Origin of the sequence: Acinetobacter sp. 742879, assembly GCF_000588535.1 — a bacterium.
In the GTDB taxonomy this organism is placed as follows: Bacteria; Pseudomonadota; Gammaproteobacteria; order Pseudomonadales; family Moraxellaceae; genus Acinetobacter; species Acinetobacter pittii.
Genome location: NZ_JFYC01000007.1, coordinates 115,097 through 136,016 on the forward strand (window position 1 = coordinate 115,097; position 20,920 = coordinate 136,016).

20 protein-coding genes are annotated in these 20,920 nt (G+C 37.9%); 10 read left to right on the forward strand and 10 right to left on the reverse strand.

Annotated elements, in window-relative coordinates:
* Positions 1-553: 553 nt before the first annotated feature.
* Positions 554-862, forward strand: a complete 309-nt coding sequence (locus tag J690_RS14750) for a hypothetical protein (RefSeq protein ID WP_032036666.1) — start codon at positions 554-556, stop codon at positions 860-862.
* A 35-nt stretch (positions 863-897) separates the two neighbouring features.
* Entirely contained in the window at positions 898-2,253 is a 1,356-nt protein-coding gene (locus tag J690_RS14755; RefSeq protein ID WP_032036668.1) for a S8 family peptidase, read from the forward strand.
* Between the two features lie 102 nt (positions 2,254-2,355).
* Here J690_RS14755 and J690_RS14760 read toward each other — a convergent pair whose 3' ends face one another.
* From J690_RS14760 to J690_RS14770, 3 genes are all read right to left on the reverse strand, one after another.
* A complete protein-coding gene (locus tag J690_RS14760; RefSeq protein WP_032036670.1) occupies positions 2,356-2,790 on the reverse strand; it encodes a hypothetical protein in 435 nt (144 codons plus the stop codon).
* 95 nt (positions 2,791-2,885) lie between these two features.
* Positions 2,886-3,305, reverse strand: coding sequence for a hypothetical protein (locus tag J690_RS14765; protein WP_032036672.1), 420 nt, complete (start codon positions 3,303-3,305; stop codon positions 2,886-2,888).
* 147 nt (positions 3,306-3,452) lie between these two features.
* Complete coding sequence (locus tag J690_RS14770; RefSeq protein ID WP_032036673.1) at positions 3,453-4,319, reverse strand: LysR family transcriptional regulator; 867 nt, start codon at positions 4,317-4,319, stop codon at positions 3,453-3,455.
* 108 nt (positions 4,320-4,427) lie between these two features.
* Here J690_RS14770 and J690_RS14775 point away from each other — a divergent pair, with 108 nt between their 5' ends.
* Positions 4,428-5,330 (forward strand): DMT family transporter, encoded by a 903-nt coding sequence (locus J690_RS14775; protein ID WP_032036675.1) that lies wholly within the window; start codon positions 4,428-4,430, stop codon positions 5,328-5,330.
* Positions 5,331-5,397: 67 nt separating this feature from the next.
* Complete coding sequence (locus tag J690_RS14780) at positions 5,398-5,682, forward strand: YciI family protein (protein ID WP_002116836.1); 285 nt, start codon at positions 5,398-5,400, stop codon at positions 5,680-5,682.
* A 57-nt stretch (positions 5,683-5,739) separates the two neighbouring features.
* Here J690_RS14780 and J690_RS14785 read toward each other — a convergent pair whose 3' ends face one another.
* The 4 genes from J690_RS14785 to J690_RS14800 form a co-directional block, all read right to left on the reverse strand.
* Positions 5,740-6,570 carry a hypothetical protein gene (locus J690_RS14785; RefSeq protein WP_032036677.1) on the reverse strand — a complete coding sequence of 277 codons (831 nt, stop codon included), beginning with the start codon at positions 6,568-6,570 and terminating at the stop codon, positions 5,740-5,742.
* Positions 6,571-6,793: 223 nt separating this feature from the next.
* A complete protein-coding gene (gene glyS, locus J690_RS14790; protein WP_032036679.1) occupies positions 6,794-8,863 on the reverse strand; it encodes a glycine--tRNA ligase subunit beta in 2,070 nt (689 codons plus the stop codon).
* The gene (gene glyQ / locus J690_RS14795; protein ID WP_032036681.1) at positions 8,863-9,840 is read right to left on the reverse strand and encodes a glycine--tRNA ligase subunit alpha; all 978 of its coding nucleotides are present in this window, start codon (positions 9,838-9,840) and stop codon (positions 8,863-8,865) included. The genes glyS and glyQ overlap by 1 nt, the downstream gene beginning before the upstream one ends.
* 89 nt (positions 9,841-9,929) lie before the next feature.
* Positions 9,930-10,355 (reverse strand): hypothetical protein, encoded by a 426-nt coding sequence (locus tag J690_RS14800; RefSeq protein ID WP_032036682.1) that lies wholly within the window; start codon positions 10,353-10,355, stop codon positions 9,930-9,932.
* A 29-nt stretch (positions 10,356-10,384) separates the two neighbouring features.
* On the opposite strand from J690_RS14800, the gene J690_RS14805 reads away from it, so the two are divergent.
* From J690_RS14805 to J690_RS14820, 4 genes are all read left to right on the forward strand, one after another.
* The gene (locus J690_RS14805; RefSeq protein WP_032036683.1) at positions 10,385-10,801 is read left to right on the forward strand and encodes a lysozyme inhibitor LprI family protein; all 417 of its coding nucleotides are present in this window, start codon (positions 10,385-10,387) and stop codon (positions 10,799-10,801) included.
* Between the two features lie 109 nt (positions 10,802-10,910).
* A complete protein-coding gene (locus J690_RS14810) occupies positions 10,911-12,173 on the forward strand; it encodes a putative DNA modification/repair radical SAM protein (RefSeq protein WP_005804586.1) in 1,263 nt (420 codons plus the stop codon).
* A gap of 2 nt (positions 12,174-12,175) precedes the next feature.
* On the forward strand, positions 12,176-12,973 hold the full coding sequence (locus J690_RS14815) for a TIGR03915 family putative DNA repair protein (protein WP_032036685.1): 798 nt from the start codon (positions 12,176-12,178) through the stop codon (positions 12,971-12,973).
* A 132-nt stretch (positions 12,974-13,105) separates the two neighbouring features.
* Complete coding sequence (locus J690_RS14820) at positions 13,106-14,206, forward strand: HPP family protein (protein WP_032036687.1); 1,101 nt, start codon at positions 13,106-13,108, stop codon at positions 14,204-14,206.
* Between the two features lie 63 nt (positions 14,207-14,269).
* Here the strand turns inward: J690_RS14820 and J690_RS14825 are convergent, their stop codons facing one another.
* Positions 14,270-14,524 carry a PspC domain-containing protein gene (locus J690_RS14825; protein ID WP_002116779.1) on the reverse strand — a complete coding sequence of 85 codons (255 nt, stop codon included), beginning with the start codon at positions 14,522-14,524 and terminating at the stop codon, positions 14,270-14,272.
* 248 nt (positions 14,525-14,772) lie between these two features.
* Between J690_RS14825 and J690_RS14830 the strand changes: the two genes are divergently transcribed.
* Positions 14,773-15,420: a hypothetical protein gene (locus tag J690_RS14830; RefSeq protein WP_081405185.1), complete on the forward strand. Its 648-nt coding sequence runs from the start codon at positions 14,773-14,775 to the stop codon at positions 15,418-15,420.
* A 69-nt stretch (positions 15,421-15,489) separates the two neighbouring features.
* Here J690_RS14830 and J690_RS14835 read toward each other — a convergent pair whose 3' ends face one another.
* Entirely contained in the window at positions 15,490-17,313 is a 1,824-nt protein-coding gene (locus tag J690_RS14835; RefSeq protein WP_002116803.1) for an acyl-CoA dehydrogenase C-terminal domain-containing protein, read from the reverse strand.
* A gap of 257 nt (positions 17,314-17,570) precedes the next feature.
* Between J690_RS14835 and J690_RS14840 the strand changes: the two genes are divergently transcribed.
* The gene (locus J690_RS14840; RefSeq protein WP_032036691.1) at positions 17,571-19,913 is read left to right on the forward strand and encodes a hypothetical protein; all 2,343 of its coding nucleotides are present in this window, start codon (positions 17,571-17,573) and stop codon (positions 19,911-19,913) included.
* A gap of 47 nt (positions 19,914-19,960) precedes the next feature.
* On the opposite strand, the gene aroE is transcribed toward J690_RS14840, so the two are convergent.
* The gene (aroE, locus tag J690_RS14845) at positions 19,961-20,749 is read right to left on the reverse strand and encodes a shikimate dehydrogenase (protein WP_017387003.1); all 789 of its coding nucleotides are present in this window, start codon (positions 20,747-20,749) and stop codon (positions 19,961-19,963) included.
* Between the last annotated feature and the right edge of the window lie 171 nt (positions 20,750-20,920).

Below are 20,920 nucleotides of genomic sequence, written 5' to 3' on the forward strand. Positions count from 1 at the left end.
GAGGTATTTCATAAACGCAAACGAATCATAGCCAAGGGAATATAGTCTTGTGAACTGTCTTCATCAAAATGTTACAACAGTGTTACGTTGAGTAAACAGACTAGGGATAAATTGTGAAGATTAATAAAAATTAATAATAAAGTGAAAAAGAACATTTATTTGTTAGATATTCTAATTAAGCTCGCTTATCTTTCCTTTTTTAAAAAATATCCTTTAATTTTTTCTCTTTCGGTTTTTCTCGACTTGTCCTTTATATCTTTAAATGTGATGTGAATCTAATTATTTATTAGAGGAAACGGCATAATTATTGCTTATTATGAGAATGGAGTGCTTTTTTAGCACTTTTTTGAACCATATTCTGCCAGAAATATAAATGTACAGGGCAGAACTGTATTTTTGCTTATTCGGGAAAAGGTACTTTAGCTTTTCTCAGGTTTGTATATTTCATGAAATAGAAATTTCACATGAAATATATTGAAAGAAATAGCGCTTTATTTCGAATAATCAAAAATAAAAATAGATATCTATAAACAAAAAAACAGAGATATGACAGATGAAAATTATTGCTTCCCTTCTTGTATTGGTCGGCTTGGTCGCCGTTGTTCTCTATCTTAAGCCGACAAGTGGTACATCTGATGTGTTCAATTCTGCTTTACATGAGTCGAATTCGCCACAACCAGACACATCGTCCTTTCTTTCTAAACTTAAGGAGCCTACTCAACCTAAAAATCTATCTCAACATTCAACTCATCCTCAATCGGTATCAGCTGATACTGTTCCTTTTTATGACACAAAAAGTGATCTTTCTATTCAACCGATTGATCCAGAAAAAGATCCAGCAAATGAAATAAAAGCGAAATAAGCAAATTGTTAGTTGAAAAACTACGGAGAAAAATAATGCAAAGTAAAACGTTATTTCTATTAGGTCTATGTACAATATTAAGTACAACTGCATCCGCTCTTCCTTTAGATTCTCAAGGTGCTAAACAGCGGTTAAATCAAGCAGCAAAACAAAAAGTATTTCAGGGCAAAATCGATTTGGATGCCTTGGTCAATAATGATTCGAATGATTTAATCGTCGAATACAATATTCCTTCGGTGAGTGTGCCTTCTGGTTTAGAGCGGCGGAGTTATATTGCAACAAATAAAAAGAATATACAGGCAAGGTTTAACCGTGCTGGTGGTGTCCAAGTACTTAGGGACTACAATAATTTGCCTTTAGCTTTCTATCGAATTAGTAATCGCGAAGCTTTGGTGACTTTATTAAATGATCCAAATGTTAAAGCGGTTTATCCGAACCGTATTAACCAGACTACGACCAATGAAAGTTTACCTTTAATTAATCAACCACAAGCCAATACCAATGGTTTTACGGGTGAAGGCTCTAGTGTGGCAGTAATTGATACAGGTGTGAATTATCTTCATTCTGATTTTGGCTGTACGGCAGTAAATACACCATCAAGCACATGTCGAGTGGTTTATTCATTTGATAGTGCACCAGATGATGGCGCTTTAGATGATGATGGGCATGGGAGTAATGTTTCAGGCATCGTATCTAAGGTTGCTACCAAAACCAAAATTATAGGTATTGATGTCTTTAGAAAAGTGAGATCCCAAGGTAAGTGGGTAAGCACAGCTTATGATAGTGATATCCTCGCAGGGATTAATTGGGCTGTAAATAATGCACAAACCTATAATATTAAAGCGGTGAATTTGAGCCTTGGCGTACCAGGTGTTAAATATACCTCGGAGTGTAGTGATAGCAGTTATGGAACTGCATTTGCCAATGCACGAGCTGCTGGTGTGGTGCCTGTAGTCGCTTCAGGCAATGATGCATTTTCAGATGGAATTTCATCTCCTGCCTGTGTTGCTGGTGCAGTAAGAGTAGGAGCTGTTTATGATAGTAATATTGGTGGTGTGTCATGGGGGAACCCAGTGAAATGTTCGGACCCAACCACAGCGGCAGATAAGGTAGCGTGCTTTAGTAATGGTGGTAGTCTTGTGACCTTATTAGCACCAGGAGCAATGATCACGGCGGGGGGGTATACCATGGGCGGGACATCTCAAGCGACACCACATGTGGCAGGGGCAATTGCTTTGTTACGAGCGAATAGCGTGAGTCCAACAGAAAGTATTGATCAAACCATCAGCCGTTTAAAAACGACAGGTAAACCAATTACTGACCCAAGAACGGGATTGGTTTTCCCACGTATTGATTTACTGGCAGCAACAAATGGTTTAACCATTAATTAATAGCTTATTTATAATTTTTTAAATTAGGTCCAAGAAATTTTTAAATAGCTATAACCCGTTGCAAAGGGTAACTTCTGCAACGGGCTTTTTATGAAAAAAGTATTAATTACACTTTGCTAGATTCGCTGGATTAAAGTTGCTTTGGAGTTTTTTGAAATTATTCTGAATTTCTGGATCTTGAATATTAAATGTCGTAGAGCTTTTGGTTGTAGAGCTGGTTGCCTGATTTAATATGCCTGATTCATCAGGATACTGCATAGTCGATGAGGTCGCTGAAATCAGACCATTATTATTAAAAGTCCAGTGCTCAGTTACATGTCCGCCCCCTAAATAGCCAGTAAATTCAATCATACAAGCCTGTTTATCTTGTTTAATGAGTTTGGCTACATTACCTGTAGTAGAAGGATAAGCCTCGATATTCGTATCTTGTTCTAAAACTTGTGCTTGAGAATAAGATGAAGAAGGAGGTGTAGAGGTTGCACATGCAGTTAATACTAAGCAGCATAGTGTTGAAAAGAAGAGTTTTTGACTATTCATAAGGCAGATTCCCAGCTTTCTTATAGTTAATGAAATTATTTCTAGATAAATATCTGTGTTTATAAGCGCGCGAAGTTATCGCGCTATCCAAAAAATTAGTTAGCTGCTGTGCTCGATTTACTTAATTCACCTTGCTCGATCGGAATATTTTCACCATTTCGGCTACTGGTAATATTTTGTTTGGCTTGCTCTATTTTCTGTTCAGTAAATACTTTGGCGGTATCTGCTTTTTGTTGAACGACTTCTGCTTTTTCAGCAGTAAATTCTTTGGTATTTTGCCATTTCTCACTAATTTTATTCGATGTTTTTTCAGAAGCACCTTGAATAGAGTTTCCTAAATTTTGTATGCCTTTGCCTGTTTTATACAACAGTACGCGCCCTAAGCTAGGATTGTCACCATAAGGTTGTGTTTTAGGTGTCGTTTCAACAACTTGTTGTGGCTGTGTTGTTTCTGCAAATAAGGTTGATGAAGCCAATATAGAACTTGTAACGCATAACACTTGTAAGGTTTTCATATGGATCAATCTCACCAACCAGAATCAAAAGATGAAGTAGTGATCTTACTGTTAAAAATAAAGCTTGTACTGCAATGAGATAAAACCCATACGATTTGATTACGATAAATCATCATTTAATAGCGCTAAACCAATCATTGCAATGATTCATAAACTAAATTCAGTCTTAATCAATTCTATAAACATGTCTCTGGCTTTATGGTTGCTCACATTTTTGTGCCAGAAAAAGTGGTTCTGCATAAAAGCAAGATATTCAAATTTATAACTTTGGATATGGGCCAAATTTTTATATTGCTCATAAATACTTTTAGGTACTAACGCCACCCCTGAGCCTGCACTGACACAGCCAATAATCGTGGCATAGCTGGTAATGCTGGTGATGGGAAGAGAGATATTCTTAAGTTTAAGCCATTCTTCAAGGGCTGCACGGTAAGGACAGCCTTCAGTCCACATAAAAATTTCTTTACCAATCAGGTCTTCTTGGCAATGAATCTCTCCCAAAGAGTGAGATGCAATTAAAACCATATCTTCTTGATAAATGCTGAGTTTATTGAGCATCGGAAACTCAATATTGCCCGCGACAATTGCACCATCAAGTTTATGTTGAGAAATATCAACTAATAGCTGTTTCCATGTGCCAGTAATAATTTGAATGGAAACCTCTGGAAAACGTTGATGATATTTCGCAAGTAAATTGGGGAGGCGAGTTGTGGCAGAAGATTCAATAGCCCCAATTTTTAATGGGCCAGAGGGCGGTGCATCAGGATGAATACTTCGTTTCGCTTCATCGCATAGCGCTAAAATTTTATGGCAATAATTAAGAAAGATCTCACCAGATGGAGTGAGGTTTAAACTTTTTCCTTCTCGATAAAACAAAGGTGCTCCAAGCTCTTCTTCGAGTTGTTTAATCCGTGTCGTAATGTTGGATGGTACACAATGCAGTTGCATTGATGCCTTTGCCATTGTTCCGCATTCAACCACGGTTTGGAACATCTTTAACTGAGCGATATCCATGTTTTATCATTCACTTTTAATGAATATTAAACTCAATATAAGTTAATTTTATTCAACTATCCATGCGCATATGATGAAAGAGTTCCATTTCATTAGTGCAGATTTAACATGGCAATTTCTCTTGCTGCCGAAACCCAGCCTCCCGCATTTAAGCTCTATTTATGTATTGCTGTGACTGTCTTTTGTTGGGGCTATTCACCTATTGGCGTACATAGTGCCTTGCATTCATATACACCGCAGCATATTGCCTTGCTTCGCTTTTTGATCGCATCGGTTTTTTTACTGCTTTTGGTCATGAAAAAAGGCATTCAGCCTTTAAAGTGGAAAGATGTTCCTGCGCTTGCAGTATTAGGATTTTTCTCTGTGACGCTGCATCATCTGCTTATCAATACAGGGCAGCAATATGTGACTGCGGTTGCATCTAGTATTTTGAGCCAATCTATTCCGTTATTTACCTTTATTATTTCAGCTTTGCTTTTTAAGGAACACATCAGTTTCAAACAATGGTTATGTATTTTATTGGGACTTTGCGGTGCCGTGTTGGTGGTCAGTGGAGATCATGGTTTTGGTGTACCGAGTCCTTATAGTTTATTGATTGTTTTGGCTGCAATTGCATGGGGTCTCTACTTTAATTTATATAAGAAATTTGCTTTAAATTATGATGCTTTGAGCATGATGTGCTACATCATTTGGTTCGGGACCATTCCTTTACTATTTTATAGTACTCATTTACCCCATGAAATTTTACATGCTACTTGGCAAGCCAATATGTCTATAGTTTTGTTGGGTATTTTCCCAAGTGCGATGGCTTATGTACTTTGGGGCTATGTACTTAAAAATATGCCGTTAACGATTGCATCGAATTTTTTATATTGCTCTCCTATTGTCGCGATGAATTTGGCAGTTGTTTTCTTAAATGAAAAACCGTCAATAATGGTGCTGTTAGGTGGGGTGATTATTGTAGGGAGTTTGGTATGGATGAATTGGGGGAATAGACGTACTATCGAATAATCTATAGATCATTAAACTATCTATAGACTAATGCTATGTCATACGCTACTTGCTTTAAGAGAATGAGATGATTGTTGTTACCCTGACCTATAAAAAACCGTTAGCCGAAGTTGATGCTGTACTGAAAGAGCATATTGCATTTTTAGATCATTACTATGAGCAAAAGAAGTTTTTAGCGTCGGGGCGCCGGGAAAATAGAGTAGGTGGGGTAATTTTAGTTCTAAGCTCTTCGATTCAAGAAGCTGAAGAGATTATGAAAAATGATCCGTTTTATATTCATGATGTGGCCGATTATGATTTTATGTGGTTTGAGCCGTCGAAAAGTTTAGAAGAAATTAAAGACTTTGTTTGATTACATTAGAGAACTACTTAAATTTAAGTAGTTCTCTAGCCTTTTGGTTAATATTTATTATTGCTCAACAATATAAATACTATTTTCGAATACATCTCCTTTACTCGTTTTAACTACACCAACACATAAATTGTCAGGAGTTTGGATAAAAGAAACTAAGGATGTATCTGCATTAGTTTTACAGTTTTTTTGCTTGTTCTCATCAAATGCTTTTAAGTTTAATTGATGTTGCAAATCTAAAGTGAATACTTGGCTAAGAGCGCTAAATGCTTGATCTGCTTTTTTCATAAATAATAAATTATTTTGAGCTTCCCATTCAGCTAAAGAAATACGTTCTTTGCTTACATAGTGATATAAGCGTTTTGTATCTGCATTATTGTCTGCCGCATTTTTAAATTGGGTCTTTAAACCAAAATTTACTTTTACAATTGGCTTTTCACGGAAAGAAAGGCGTGAATAAGGCACAATTTTAATTTCAGATGCCTGATTTAAACTTAGAAGTTTTAGAGTAGGATCTGCTTTATTTTTGGCGAGAGAATCGTTAATTTTTTGATTTATTAACTGGTCAAATTTAATAGGTTGATTGAGAGAGCTTTTTTCAATGGCTGAACTATTTGCATTTTTATCAATTGCCATTGCAACACCTACTCCGATAAGGCCAAACATTCCAGAAACTGGACTGGCTGAAGCACTACTTGCATCACCAACTAATATTTGGCTTTCCTTTACAAAGTAATCACCTGCACCTGATTCAGTCATTGAAGAAAGTTGTTCTGAAGAAACAGAAAGAGAGGTTTGTTTACCCGCTGCTGGATATTGAATCGATTTGGTCGTTGCACATCCAGTGAATAGTAATGTTGATATGAGTAATAAATTTAAGTTTTTCATTGCAATGGGACTTTGTTAAGTTTGGTAATTATTTGTTTTAGTTTATTGAATTGTGGATAAAAAGTGAAGGAAGTAAATAATTCTTATTTATTAATTGAACGTAAAATAATCATTTATAATTATATTGAATGAAATTCTTCAATAAAAAACCATGTTTCCAACTAGAGTGAAAACATGGTTTTTATTAAAGTCTAATTATACAAAAATTAATTTTTATATAATTTTAACCCTGCAACACGCTCACATCAGCCACTGCAGTAAACAAGTTACGTAACTGAGCCAATAAACGTAAACGGTTTGCTTTTAGGTCAGCATCATCTGCCATTACCATTACGCCATCAAAGAATGCATCAATCGGCGCGCGAAGTGCTGCAAGCTTAGAAAGAGCAGCTGTGTAATCTTTTGCTGCAAGTAATGGTTCAACCACTGGTGTCACTGCTTGAAGTTCAGCGAATAATGCTTTTTCAGCATCTTCAACTAAGTTCGCTTCAACTACAGAACCTTCTGGTGCTGCTTCTTTTGCAAGAATGTTAGCAACACGTTTATTTGCAGCAGCAAGTGCCGCAGATTCAGGTAATGTGCGGAAGTGGTTAACAGCATTTACACGCTTGTCAAAATCAAGTGGAGATTTTGGTGCAAGTGCTTGAACAGCTTGAAGTACGTCAACGGCAACGCCTTGGTCTTCGTACTTAGCTCGGTAACGACCTTCCAAGAATGCAACTGCATCAGCACGAGTTTTGTCGTGGTCTTTAACGATATCGCCATAACCTTGAAGCGCAAGATTTACTAATTCTTCAATTGTTACATCTAATTCATTTTCAATAATTAAACGTAAGATACCAATTGCTGAACGACGAAGAGCAAATGGATCTTTAGAACCTGTAGGCGCTTGTCCAATACCAAAAATACCAACAAGCGTATCTAAACGGTCAGCAAGGGCAATAGTTGTACCTGTTTTGGTTTTTGGTAAAACATCACCCGCAAATTTTGGTAAGTATTGTTCACCTAAAGCTTCTGAAACTTCAGTGTTTTCACCTTCAATACGTGCGTAGTAAGTACCCGCAATACCTTGAAGTTCTGGGAATTCACCAACAAGCTCAGAGGTTAAGTCGCATTTAGCAAGTAATGCAGCTTTTTCAGCATCGGCTGGGTTTGCACCAGTGATTGAAGATAATGCAACTGCAAGTTTTGCAATACGTGTTGATTTGTCCCAAAGCGTACCAAGCTGTGCTTGGAATACCATATTTGCTAGTTTTTCTTTACGAGATGCAAGCGGTTGCTTTTGATCTTGTAAGAAGAAGAATTCAGCATCAGACAAACGAGGACGAACAACTTTTTCGTTACCTTCAATAATTTGAGTTGGGTCTTTAGATTCAATGTTTGAAACAGTAATGAAGTAAGGCTGTAATTTACCTTCTGCATTGATCAAGCAGAAATACTTCTGGTTGTCTTGCATTGTCGTAATAAGAGCTTCTTGCGGAACAGCTAAGTAGCGCTCTTCAAAAGTTGCACGTAACGCCACAGGCCATTCAACGAGGCTTGTTACTTCATCAAGTAAGTCAGCTGGAACAATCGCAGTTGCGTTCACTTCATCAGCTAACTTTTTCACTTGTTCTTGAATAGTTGCTTGACGCTTTTCAAAGTTCGCAACAACGTAAGCTTTTTCTAAAGCAGTTAAATAGTCATTTGCATGCGCTAAAGTCACTGCTTCAGGTGCATGGAAGCGGTGACCATAAGTCACATTGCCGGCTTTATGATCTTGAATAGTCGCGTCAACAATTTGGTCATCTTTGAGTAAAAGAACCCATTTCACTGGACGTACAAATTCGGTACGGCTTGCCGCAGAACGCATACGCTTAGCAATTGGTAAATTGTCTAATGCAGTTTGTAAAATCTGTGGAAGTAAAGCATCAAGGCTTTGACCTTTCACATCTTTTAAATAGCAAACTTTTTCAACTTTACCTGCTTGGAAAGTAGAAAGCTGATCAACTGTAATGCCTTGGCCACGCATAAAGCCTTCAAGTGCTTTAGTTGGTTTGCCTTCCGCATCGTAAGCCGCTTGAACAGCAGGGCCATCAAAGCGTTTTTGTGTATCAGCTTGTGCAGCATCGATATCAACAATTTTAAGGGCTAAGCGACGTGGGGCAGCATAAGCTTCGATTGATGCGAAGTTTAAGCCCGCATCTTTTAAGCCTTTTACCGTTTCTGCCTGTAAAGCATCACGTAAAGTTTTCAAGCTTTTTGGTGGAAGCTCTTCACAGCCAAGTTCGAATAAAACAGTATGTTTGCTCATTAGTTTTTCTCCGCCTTTGCTGCTTCACTTTCAGCTTGTGCTTTTAACTGTGCCAATACTTCATCACGTAAGTGTGGTTCTGCCATTGGGAAGCCAAGCTCTGCACGTGCTTGTACATAACTTTGTGCAATTGCACGAGCCAAAGTACGTACACGTAAAATATAACGTTGACGCTCAGTCACAGAAATTGCGCCACGTGCATCAAGCAAGTTAAAGGTATGAGACGCTTTAACGACTTGCTCATAAGCAGGAAGAGAAAGTTTTGCTTCAATTAAACGGTTTGCTTCTGACTCGTAAAAATCAAACAGTTCAAATAGTTTTTCAACTGGAGCGTATTCAAAATTATAAGTCGATTGTTCAACTTCATTTTGATGGAATACGTCGCCGTAAGTTACCGTGCCGAATTGGCCTTTCGTCCAAACAAGGTCATAAACCGAGTCAACACCTTGAAGGTACATTGCAAGACGTTCTAAACCGTAAGTGATTTCGCCTGTTACTGGGTAACATTCAACACCACCGACTTGTTGGAAGTAAGTGAACTGAGTTACTTCCATCCCGTTAAGCCAAACTCCCCAACCTAAGCCCCAAGCCCCAAGCGTCGGGGATTCCCAGTTGTCTTCTACGAAGCGAATATCGTGAGTAAGCGTATCAATCCCAATTGCTTTTAAAGAATCAAGATAGAGCTGTTGGATGTTGTCTGGATTTGGCTTAAGCACCACTTGGAATTGGTAGTAGTGTTGCAAACGGTTTGGGTTTTCACCATAGCGACCATCTTTTGGACGACGTGAAGGTTGAACGTATGCAGCATTCCAAGTTTCAGGCCCTAAAGCACGTAAGAATGTTGCGGTGTGGAATGTTCCAGCGCCCATTTCCATGTCGTAAGGTTGTAATACGACGCAGCCTTGTTCGGCCCAATAGTTTTGTAGGGCAAGAATTAAGCCCTGAAATGTATCAATGTGCGAGATGGCGCGACTCATGTAGCATCCACGAATTTATGAGAAAAATTGCCACTAAGTATAAGGATTTTGTGGGGGAGTGGCAAAGGCTTAATCACAGGAATATGTGTTTAGCCTATTTGTTTTCGCCTCAGCCATTCCAAGCCTAGCCAGTAGCAAAAGCTGGTAAATAAAATCATAAGATAAAAACTATAGATCTTATAAATATGCCACCAAGGAGAAGGGAATGAACCGACAAAAATTAAGCGTGTAATAGGGCTAATCAAAATCCAGATGACAGTTGCGCAGATAAAAATACTCATCAGATTTAAACGATTTTTACGCACGAGAAAATATGAAGTGATATATGCGAAAGGAATAACTAGAAGGCCATAAAAAAGTAAATAAAATAAGAAATGGGCTAGAAAAATAACTGCAACCGAATAAAGACTAAATTCCGCATTGAAGATGATTATTCCTAAGGCAGATATACTCAACAAAGGGATGGGAGCTAGCGCAAGTGCGCGAATAATCATTTTTTTGTTATATTGAAGCATATTAAAAATTATACAATCGAGAATAAATTATGCTGAAATTTTGCTGCAAACTCATTGTTTTATCCAGCCTTTTTTGTAGTCCATGGTTGTATGCGCAGACCGGTGCTGACGAGCAAGATGAATATAATCAATGTGTAGAGCAGACCATTAAAGAAATGAAGCTTGAAAGCATTAATAACATGGTCGTGCATAGCTGTTCTGAAAAAGCTAAAAAGACTTATGAAGAAAAAATTGTGGCTCTCATTGATCAGATTCGTACACAAAGCGAAGAATACAAACAGCCAGAACGTTACCAAGATATTTTAAAATCTCAGCGACTTTGGAAAGCTTATGTAGATCAGGAATGTAGTAATGCAGGCTCATACATTGGCTCACCGATGTATTCGTATTGCCCAATGCAAGAGTATGCGGCGCGTGTAAAACAGCTTGAAGAATACGTTAATTAAGACGAATTATTTTAAACGTCACCTCATGACGCTTAGCATACTTCACTGGATTAAATTTAAGAATGCAAAATGATATTTTTTAAACGATGCCATAAATGAGTCGTTTGATATGTCTGATCGCATTCGAGAAAAACTACAGATTCTTGCCGATGCTGCTAAATATGATGTGTCTTGTTCATCAAGTGGCAGTGACCGTAAAAACAAAGATAAAGGCCTAGGTGATGCCAGCCATTCGGGTATTTGTCATAGCTATACTGAAGATGGCCGCTGTGTATCTCTCTTAAAAATTCTATTTAGTAATGTGTGTATTTTTGACTGCGCCTATTGTGTTTCACGTCGTTCTAATGATGTCCAGCGTGCAGCATTTACGGTGCAAGAGGTTGTAGATTTAACCATTAATTTTTACCGTCGTAATTATATTGAAGGCTTATTTTTAAGCTCAGGCATTTTTAAATCGGCGGATCATACGATGGAGCGTATGCTTCAAGTCGTAAAGAAATTGCGTCTTGAAGAAAATTTTAATGGCTATATTCATCTAAAAACTATTCCGGGGGCATCGCCTGAATTGATTCATGAAGCAGGTTTATATGCTGACCGTATGAGTATTAATTTAGAGATGCCGACCGAAATTGGGTTAAAAACTTTTGCGCCAGAAAAATCACATCAGGAAGTGCAAAAAGATTTAGGTTTGGTCCGTGACAGGCTCATTCAGCTTAAAGATGAGCGACAAATCATTAAGCATGTACCGAAATATGTACCAGCAGGGCAGACCACACAAATGGTAGTGGGGGCACATCAAGAGTCAGACCAAGATGTCTTGTTTATGGCAGATAAGCATTACAAAGAATTTAAACTCAAACGTGTTTATTTTTCTGGCTATATCCCAATTAATACTGAAAATAATTACTTACCCGCTGTTGGTTCTGCACCGCCGTTGCTTCGTGAAAACCGACTCTATCAAAGCGATTGGCTGATGCGTTTTTATGGTTTTCAGGTCAATGAAATCGTCAATGAAAAACACCCGAATTTAGATTTGGATGTAGACCCTAAATTAAGCTGGGCTTTGAGGCATCCTGAACAGTTTCCAGTAGATTTAAATCGTGCCGATTATCAAATGATTTTGCGTGTGCCGGGCATTGGGGTGAAATCGGCCAAGAAAATTGTGCAGGCTCGCCGTTTTGGAAAAATCCATATCGATTTACTTAAGAAACTCGGGGTAGCTTATCAGCGTGCAAAATTCTTTATTCGCTGTGAAGACAGTCCAAAGTTCCAAAAAGAACTTTCTTCAAGTTTTATTCGGCAGCAGATTTTAACGCAGGGTTCTTCGAAATATGTGCAGCAACTCTCGCCACAATTAAGCCTTGGGTTTTAGCCATGTTTAATGATGAAGTGGCTTACTATTTTGATGGTTCAATGGTTGGGCTGCTGAGCTGTGTTTTTCGTGCATTTCAATTTAAAGAATTGCAGGTCAGGCTCTGTTTAAATGATGCAGCTCAACATGGCTTATTTGCCGATAAAATTGAGGTTGCAAATAACGAGCAGCATGCTGAGCGTGTGTGGTCTGCGCTACAAAAAAAGCTTTCATCTTCTTCGTTAAAACAATTTTATTTTGCTTATTTATCTGAATCTTTAGATGCCTATCAGCACTTATTTGATTATTGTATCTATGTGTTTACTAGCCATGTTTCCATTGAAAAAGATTATTTAAATCTTAGTGTTTTGGCGATTGCGCAGTGGACGAAAAAAGTCGGACGAGAGAAGCATCGGATGGAGGCTTTTATTCGTTTTAAGAAAACCAAAGATGAGCTTTTTCTAAGTCTGGTTCGTCCTGATTTTAATGTTTTACCGCTCATTCAGCCGCATTTTAAACGGCGTTATCAAGATCAACGTTGGCTTATTTATGACGAACAACGCAAGTTTGGAATCTATTATGATTTACGTGAAATACATGAAGTTTCATTAGAAGCCTCGGATGTTGATCGTAATTTAAAAAATGGAATGAGCCAAAGCTTTCAGCTTGAGCTTGATGAGCAGGAAGTTTTATATGATCAGCTTTGGAAGGATTATTTTAACAGCGTAAATATTACTGAACGGCAAAATATAAAACTTCATGTGCAATATTTGCCGAAGCGTTATTGGCGTTATTTAAATGAAAAATTGATTGAATATTAAAGTATTAGAATAGTAAGAATAGGTTTAATAAGTTTTCTGATAGTTAAAAGGTATAATTTAAATGCACTTTATGTGTCTTTGGGCGTATACTTTTGCCCGTTATAAATAACGGCATATCCCCTAAGGTGTACTGTGAGTGTTATACAGCCAGAATGGTTACAGATTTTAAAGCCAAATTTTAAGGTTCTACCATTAAAAGAACGATTACTTTGCGGAATTGGAGCTTTGTGTGGTTTAGCAATTTCCTCCTTAATTAGCTGGTATGTTCTGGGTGGAATTAATGCATGGTACATCGCCCCAATGGGTGCCTCATCTGTTCTATTGTTTGCTGTGCCGACTAGTCCTTTGGCCCAACCATGGAATGTGATTGTTGGTAATACGTTAGCCGGAATTATTGGTGTAGCCTGTGCACAGTGGATTCCTGATTTAACTACAGCTTTTAGTGTCGCGGTAGGTTTTGCCATATTTTTAATGATGACCACCGACTCTTTGCACCCACCGAGTGGAGCGGTTGCGATTACCGCCGTGCTGGGTGGAGCCACAATTCATAAGTTGGGCTTTTACTTTATTTTTTATCCAGTTTTACTCAATTCGTTACTTCTACTTGGGTTTGCTGTTTTCTTTAATCGATTGATTGGGCGACATTATCCGGTTACCGCGCATTTAAATGAGCGAAGTAAGGACCCAACGCCAACTCAAAAAGTATCGATTCAGCCGAAAGATATTGAGTATGCATTAGGGCATCACACTGAACTTTTAGATATTAGCCAATATGATTTAGAAAAAATCATTTTAGAAGCTCAGGAACATGCCAATGAGCGTATGGTAAATCAATATATCTGTCAGGATATTATGAGCCGTGATGTGATTAAACTACATGAAGATGATGATATTCATCAGGCACTCGATAAGTTTAAACAAGTGAACTTAATGAGCCTACCTGTAGTAAATGTAGAAAACCATTTGGTCGGAACTTTAGCGTTATATGAAGTCGTAGAGTGGTTTAAAGGTGCAGCCGACCCAAGGAATTCTTGGCAGCATTATGTAAAACAAATTATGAGCCGTAGGGTGGTTACCGTACTGCCAACTCAACCTATTCAAGATTTGGTGCCATACTTTGTTGAAAAGTCTTTTAATTACATTCCTGTTGTTGAAGATCGTAGGCTTATAGGAATGATTAGCCGTGCAGATATGATTGCTGCATTGCAGCAACAGTTAAATCGAAAGCTATAATTTCTAGAATAAAAAAAGCTACGGTTGATTAGGGGATGCAACCGTAGCGACCAAAGTTATTAATTAACGTACTTGTTCTTCATTTACTGTTCGGACGGATTGTCGATAGCCTTCAATATGTTCTGGCTGTTTTTTAGGAATCACTAACCATAAAACCAGATAAACTAAAATTCCTGGAAAGGCAGCACTCATAATTGAGATCAAAACAAAAATGACACGTAGTAAAGTTACGTTCCAACCAAAACGTTCAGCAATACCACCCATTACACCGGCGATCATGCTGTGTCGGTTCGAGCGATATAAACCAGAACTGGCCATCTAATTCTCCTTAAAGATAAAAGTTACAAGAAGCTATTACTCTTGCTTAATAAAAATATGGAGACGAAATAACGGGTTTAAAGTCCTTTAAAAAGTAAAATAGTTAAAATATGTAAAGGATTGAAATGAACGAAACTAACATCTACTAAAATGCACCCTTTCAGGGCTTAAGAGTTTAAAGCGGCAATCAGCTAATACTTGATTTGAATCGTAAATGTAGCTGTTGCTGTTATCTGTGAATAATGTATATGTCTTTGAAGTGGTCTCGTTTTTCAGTTAAGCATGTGGTTGTAGTGGCTGCGATGTGCATGACACTCAGTGCTTGTGATATAAACCATACCAATTCAAAAGATCACTCAACTACAAGTTCTAGTTCTAATCATGAAGAAAACTTAATAAAAAGTAGTACATCTATAAAAACATTGGATTATGTCGCTGGACGAACTTTCTTACCTGAAAATACCTCAGATCAAACCCAAAAATTAAACGAAGCCTCATTGCAATATGTAGGGCGATATCACACTCGTATTTCATGTGAAGATGCTTTTGCTGATTGTGAATCAGGCGAAGCAGAGTACATTTTAAATTTATTACCAAATGGGTCGGCTTATTGGAATGTTGTCCATTTTGGTCGTGTGGGAAGTAAGGACGGTGCTAAAAGTGCCGCTGTAAATCAATTATGTCCTACTCTAAATTGGAAAGTGGAAGAAAAAGAGCGTGAGTTAACAATTCAATGTCCACTATCTAAAGTTAATTTTTATTTTAATATTGATTCAAATAAAAGATTGGTCACAAATTTAGAAAAATTACTTTATAGCGACTATGGAAAAAATCGTGAATTTTTAGAGCAAAATTATTTTGTTCCAAATCAGGCTTATGTTTTAACTAAAGAATAGATATCCGATAAATATAAAAAAGAGCGCAATATTAAATTGCGCTCTTTTTATTTCACCACTTAAAAATCATTAGTAGTCGAAGCTAAAGTGTTCAACTGGTAATGATGTTAGTGTGCGAGATGTAGTCACCATTGATTCTGCATGACCTTGAGCGCGTGGCAATAAACGGTCAAAGTAGAAATCAGCAACTTTGATTTTTGCTTTATAGAACTCAGCAGTTTCTTGGCCGTTACCTGCTTCTAATTTTTCAGAAGCAACCACAGCTTGTTGAGCCCAGAAATAAGCCATCATCACGTAGCCTGAGAACATCAAGAAATCTACAGAAGCAGAAGATACGATGTCGCGGTCTTTACGTGCAGCAAGCATGATACGAACTGTTAAAGTGTTCCACTGAGCACAAAGCTTAGTTAAGTCCCAAGCAAAACGACGTAAATATTTATTACGTGCATGTGCAGCACAGAATTTTAAGATTTCAGCAGTGTATTCACGAACTACTTTACCTTTTGAACTTAACAATACTTTACGACCAATCAAGTCGAGTGCTTGAACGCCAGTTGTTCCTTCATATAGGGTCGCAATACGTGCATCACGTGCGATTTGCTCCATACCCCATTCTTTAATATAGCCATGGCCACCGTAAACTTGCATACCGTGGTTAGCAGCTTCTAAACCAAGTTCAGTTAAGAAACCTTTTAAAATTGGTGTATAGAAACCAAGTTTATCATCGTAGTCTTCAAAAGCAGCTTGATCACCACGTGCTAAAGCATCTGTCATTTTGTCAGCGATTTGAGCAGCGTAGTAAATCATAGAGCGACCGCCTTCAGCGATTGCTTTTTGAGTTAACAGCATACGGCGTACGTCTGCATGGTGAATGATTGCATCAGCAACTTTATCAGGATCTTTTTTACCAGAAAGCGCACGCATTGACATACGATCTTTAGCATATGGTAATGCGCCTTGGAAAGATAACTCAGCGTGTGCAATACCTTGAACAGCAGTACCAATACGTGCTGTATTCATGAAGGTAAACATTGCATGTAGGCCTTTGTTCACTTCACCGATTAAATAACCAGTTGCATTATCAAAGTTGAGTACTGCAGTTGCAGATGCACGGATCCCCATTTTGTGTTCGATTGAACCACAAGCGACTGTATTACGCTCACCAACACCGCCATCAGCTGTAGGCATGAATTTTGGTACGATGAATAATGATATACCGCGAGTACCAGCAGGTGCATCCGGAAGGCGTGCAAGTACGATGTGAATGATGTTTTCAGTTAAATCATGTTCACCGGCAGAAATGAAGATTTTTGTACCGGTGATTTTGTAACTACCGTCTGCTTGAGGTTCAGCTTTAGTTTTTACCTGACCTAAGTCTGTACCACATTGAGGTTCGGTTAAGCACATTGTGCCGCTCCAAGTGCCTTCAACAAGCTTAGGCATATATGTTTGTTTTTGCTCATCAGTACCGAATTGCAAAATAGTGTTCATACAACCAGAACTTAAACCTGGGTACATGGTAAATGACCAGTTTGCAGTACCCATCATTTCTGATTTAATCAGGTTTAAAGACATTGGAAGGCCTTGACCACCAAATTCTTCTGGGTAAGAAAGACCTTGCCAACCGCCCATTACGAATTGGTCATAAGCTTCTTTAAAGCCTTTAGGAGTAGTTACTTCGCCGTTGTCAAAATGGCAACCTTCTTCATCACCAGATTGGTTAAGTGGCGACAATACGTTTTCACAATAATCTGCCGCACCTTCAAGAATCATATCAACAGTATCTGGATCTGCATTTTCACCATTTGATAAAGTTTTATAGTGAGCAGGGTAATCTAGTACTTCATTCATTAAGAAGCGGATATCGTGTAGCGGGGCTTTATATGCTGGCATGGCTTTAATCCTAATTTTGAATCATTGTGGGATTATCTGTATCGATGATTTGATTATTCACTCACATGATAAAAATACAATGTTAATCGCACCCGAAAGAAATGTCAGAAAAGCGAATTTTGTCGAAAATAAATACACCTGAAATTATAATTTCTGCTACATTCAGGACTTATACTTTTATGTGAAAAAACAACTAATTTTCTTATTTTTAGCAAGTTTTGTTAAAAAGATAAAGCGATAAGGTTTTAAAAAAGGTTATGCATTTAAAATATCTCAGTTTATGTTTATTTAGTTTGGGTTTGACCGCTTGTGCGCAGCATAACCTACGTCCATCGGTAGCATCTACTCAGTTAGATCAAAAAGTCATTCAGGGTATGAATGCAATATATGAATACCCAAGCTATGACTATCGTGGGCATTTTAAAGTTAGTGTTGATCCAAATCAGTCAAAAAAAATAAATAATGTAGAAAAAACAGTGCAGCTAGATGCTGCAGTGCAAAAAAAAGTAGATCAATATTTACGTGAACAAAAAATTAATTTGAATAAAAAACAGAAGCAGGCCCTGTATGCCGCAATTGCAAATGAGCAAGCGGATTCAGGCATTTCTGGTGAATCACGCTCAGAAAAAGTAAACGCCGTATTAATTAATTTATTAAATGATCTTCAATTTAGTTACGATGGTTCGGTTCATTATCGTCAAAAAATGGGGTCTTTAAACCTTACAGCAAGGTATGAAAAGCCGACACTTTTGGTACAGGCAAAATTGCCAATGGTACTTGATCTGAAGGATTATAAATTTTACGTTAACTATTTCGGATTAATGCCTTATCTGGTCAATAAAGATAATCAAAATAATTTAGCGTATGTCGATTTTTCAAAGTATAAAAATCTGTTTACGAATGTCGATATGCAGAAATTCGTTGAATATGCGAAAGCTTCTGGCGCTGTATCTTATCGTTTGGCTGAACCACAAAATTTACAGCGTTTATCAGTTAGTGACGCTGAGCGTAAAGCGGGAATTGTAGAAAAAATTCGTTTAAAAGATACGGTTGAAGCGTTATTGCTACAATCAGAGCTCTATAGTCAGGTCAATGCTAAATATTTGCAAAAAAATGTTTTTGGTTTTGATGAAGAAAAGATTGCCGAAACTATAGCAACTGAATTAGCTGCTTCGGAAGCGAAGAGTAAAGAGGGTAATGCTGATGGGCAGAAAGTTTCTTCAGAAGATGCAGCAGCAGTTAGCCAGCAACTTTATTCACTTATTAATGCTCATTTCGGTAATGCTTTAGATTCTGAATATGGTGATGAAGACCGATCAAGTGCAGCTCAAGCTGGGGCAGCCGAAGAGGATGCTTCTGATACGGCCCAAGCCGAAGATGTTGCTGTAGCAGATGCTGAAGAAGTCACACAAGATGAAGAAGTGGCTTCACTTACAGAAGATCAGTGTGTCGAATTACAGTCTCAAAAAAGTTCCGTTGCCTTAGGTGATATTAATTACTGTCAAATTTACGGTATTGATGTGCTTGATCGGAGTGCTGTAAATACCGAAAAAACTCAGATTAAAGCTCGTCAAGCTGCCTTGAAACAAACTTTTGCTGCTTATGATCAAAACCAGTTTGTTGATGATGGGGCATTCAAGGCTCTATGGATCAAGCATAAGGCAGAAATTGAACAAGCTTTACCAAAACAAAGAAATCCGGTTGCGATTGATGTCGGACTGGATGAAAAGGGCCGTTTAGTCAACGCGGATTATGATATTGCGTATACACCAGCTGAATTTAACCATCGCTTTAATATTAAAGCAGACATGCAAATTCTCAATTATGGTAAAGCGACCCCAATTAATCAGCAGCAGCTTAAACAAGCTAAATCAGTTGCAGAGGCAAGCAAAGGTTCTTTATTTGAAAACTTCGTAAAAGGATTTAGTGAAAAACTTGGGCAGAGTGATGTTTCTGAGCATCCAGTTGGTGCACATAGCGATGTACAAGATTTAGATTCGAGTCTAGCGCTGTTGGCTAACCAAACTTATGATGCAACACATGCTTATGACAAAACATATAAGGCTGTGTTTATTGCAAAATTGACTGCCGAAAAACCGTCATATATTAATTATTATTCAGTTCAACAGTTGCAAGAAATTGCCGAGGTTTATGCTTATTGGTTCTCTGAAGAGGAAACTTATAACCCTCAAGGTAAAGCTTTAGAACGTATTGAGGCATTGCAGAAAAAGCATCATCTTGAGCAAGAAGACCAATTTGATAATGACTTAGGCCGAGCTGTGGACCATATTGTGATCACAACAATACAAGGTGAAGCTGGGCGTGAAGCATGGCAAAAACTACAGAAACAATATAAGCAACCTGAACAGCTTTTCTCAAAACAGTATCAATTAGAGTTTGAAAAACAAAATGGTAGTTCTGATGAAGAAAAACATTTGTTGTCAGAAACAGCTGATATTTTAGGTAAAGTTTATGTCGCTGCTCGCAAACAGCAACTTACGGAAAAAACAATTCAGAAGTTAAAACCTGAACATAATGAATTTATTGATTATGAGATTTTCCGAGATGTTTATAAGCAGATGGTTACAGCTAAAAAATAATAGATGAAATAAAAAAGAACCTACTTCGTGTAGGTTCTTTTTTTGACTTATAGAAAATCTTTTAATTCTGGCTTTACGCCATTCCAGATATAGAAGGCTTCAATGGCTTGGCCAACTAGCATGCCAAAACCTTCTGCATAAGGCACATTGCGTTGTTTAGCTTGATCAAGAAAGCTAGATGGCTTGCCATAGGCCATCTCAAAGGCATATTTGAACTCTAGACTTTCAGGTAGTTGTAATGCATCACCAGACAGGCTTGCAGAAGTTGCATTAATTACAATATCAAATTTCCCTTCTAACTCATTTAGAGAAATTGCTTGTAATTGAGCTTGAGGAACTGCCGCTTTTAGGTCATCTACAAGTTGTTCAGCACGAGCAAGAGTTCGGTTTGCAATCACAATCTTTTTAGCACCAGCCTGAACAAGCGGGTAAATAACACCACGAGTTGCACCACCAGCCCCTAAAATTAAAATAGCTGTATTTTCTAAGTTCCAATCTAAAGCTTGAATTGCGGCAACTAAGCCTTGGCCATCTGTATTGTCACCATGCAATTTGCCATCTTCCATCCAAAGTGTATTTACAGCTTTGGCAATTTGAGCACGTTCAGTCAGCACATCACACAAAGCAAATGCCTGTTCTTTAAACGGCACGGTAACGTTCATGCCACTCCCACCATTTTCAAAGAAACTACGCATACTCGGCTCAAAATCATCAAGAGGGGCAAGACGTTTTTGGTAGTCTAGGTCAATACCTGTTTTTTGAGCGAAAGCATGATGCAATTCAGGAGAGCGTGATTGTTCGATTGGGTTGCCAATTACTGCAAACTGTTTGGTCATTCTTATATCCAAAATTTTAAAATGGCATGAGGCAGATAAAGTCTGTACTGAATTTTCAGCAGGCCTCACTATAAGCCAAATTTTAATAAGAAAAAATATTTGAATGAGATTCAGAAAATTGAAAATAAAAAAGGAGATTCTTTGGGGTGGAAGCCAAAGAATCTCCAAAAA

What these genes read in the sequence shown, in the direction of transcription:
- J690_RS14770 (WP_032036673.1), bottom strand. Translation starts at nt 4,319, where the DNA reads ATGGATATCGCTCAGTTAAAGATGTTCCAAACCGTGGTTGAATGCGGA.
- J690_RS14830 (WP_081405185.1), top strand. Translation starts at nt 14,773, where the DNA reads ATGTCTTTGAAGTGGTCTCGTTTTTCAGTTAAGCATGTGGTTGTAGTG.
- J690_RS14750 (WP_032036666.1), top strand. Translation starts at nt 554, where the DNA reads ATGAAAATTATTGCTTCCCTTCTTGTATTGGTCGGCTTGGTCGCCGTT.
- J690_RS14840 (WP_032036691.1), top strand. Translation starts at nt 17,571, where the DNA reads ATGCATTTAAAATATCTCAGTTTATGTTTATTTAGTTTGGGTTTGACC.
- aroE (WP_017387003.1), bottom strand. Translation starts at nt 20,749, where the DNA reads ATGACCAAACAGTTTGCAGTAATTGGCAACCCAATCGAACAATCACGC.
- J690_RS14805 (WP_032036683.1), top strand. Translation starts at nt 10,385, where the DNA reads ATGCTGAAATTTTGCTGCAAACTCATTGTTTTATCCAGCCTTTTTTGT.
- J690_RS14825 (WP_002116779.1), bottom strand. Translation starts at nt 14,524, where the DNA reads ATGGCCAGTTCTGGTTTATATCGCTCGAACCGACACAGCATGATCGCC.
- glyQ (WP_032036681.1), bottom strand. Translation starts at nt 9,840, where the DNA reads ATGAGTCGCGCCATCTCGCACATTGATACATTTCAGGGCTTAATTCTT.
- J690_RS14785 (WP_032036677.1), bottom strand. Translation starts at nt 6,570, where the DNA reads ATGAAAAACTTAAATTTATTACTCATATCAACATTACTATTCACTGGA.
- J690_RS14760 (WP_032036670.1), bottom strand. Translation starts at nt 2,790, where the DNA reads ATGAATAGTCAAAAACTCTTCTTTTCAACACTATGCTGCTTAGTATTA.
- J690_RS14835 (WP_002116803.1), bottom strand. Translation starts at nt 17,313, where the DNA reads ATGCCAGCATATAAAGCCCCGCTACACGATATCCGCTTCTTAATGAAT.
- J690_RS14800 (WP_032036682.1), bottom strand. Translation starts at nt 10,355, where the DNA reads ATGCTTCAATATAACAAAAAAATGATTATTCGCGCACTTGCGCTAGCT.
- J690_RS14775 (WP_032036675.1), top strand. Translation starts at nt 4,428, where the DNA reads ATGGCAATTTCTCTTGCTGCCGAAACCCAGCCTCCCGCATTTAAGCTC.
- J690_RS14765 (WP_032036672.1), bottom strand. Translation starts at nt 3,305, where the DNA reads ATGAAAACCTTACAAGTGTTATGCGTTACAAGTTCTATATTGGCTTCA.
- J690_RS14810 (WP_005804586.1), top strand. Translation starts at nt 10,911, where the DNA reads ATGTCTGATCGCATTCGAGAAAAACTACAGATTCTTGCCGATGCTGCT.
- J690_RS14815 (WP_032036685.1), top strand. Translation starts at nt 12,176, where the DNA reads ATGTTTAATGATGAAGTGGCTTACTATTTTGATGGTTCAATGGTTGGG.
- J690_RS14780 (WP_002116836.1), top strand. Translation starts at nt 5,398, where the DNA reads ATGATTGTTGTTACCCTGACCTATAAAAAACCGTTAGCCGAAGTTGAT.
- J690_RS14755 (WP_032036668.1), top strand. Translation starts at nt 898, where the DNA reads ATGCAAAGTAAAACGTTATTTCTATTAGGTCTATGTACAATATTAAGT.
- glyS (WP_032036679.1), bottom strand. Translation starts at nt 8,863, where the DNA reads ATGAGCAAACATACTGTTTTATTCGAACTTGGCTGTGAAGAGCTTCCA.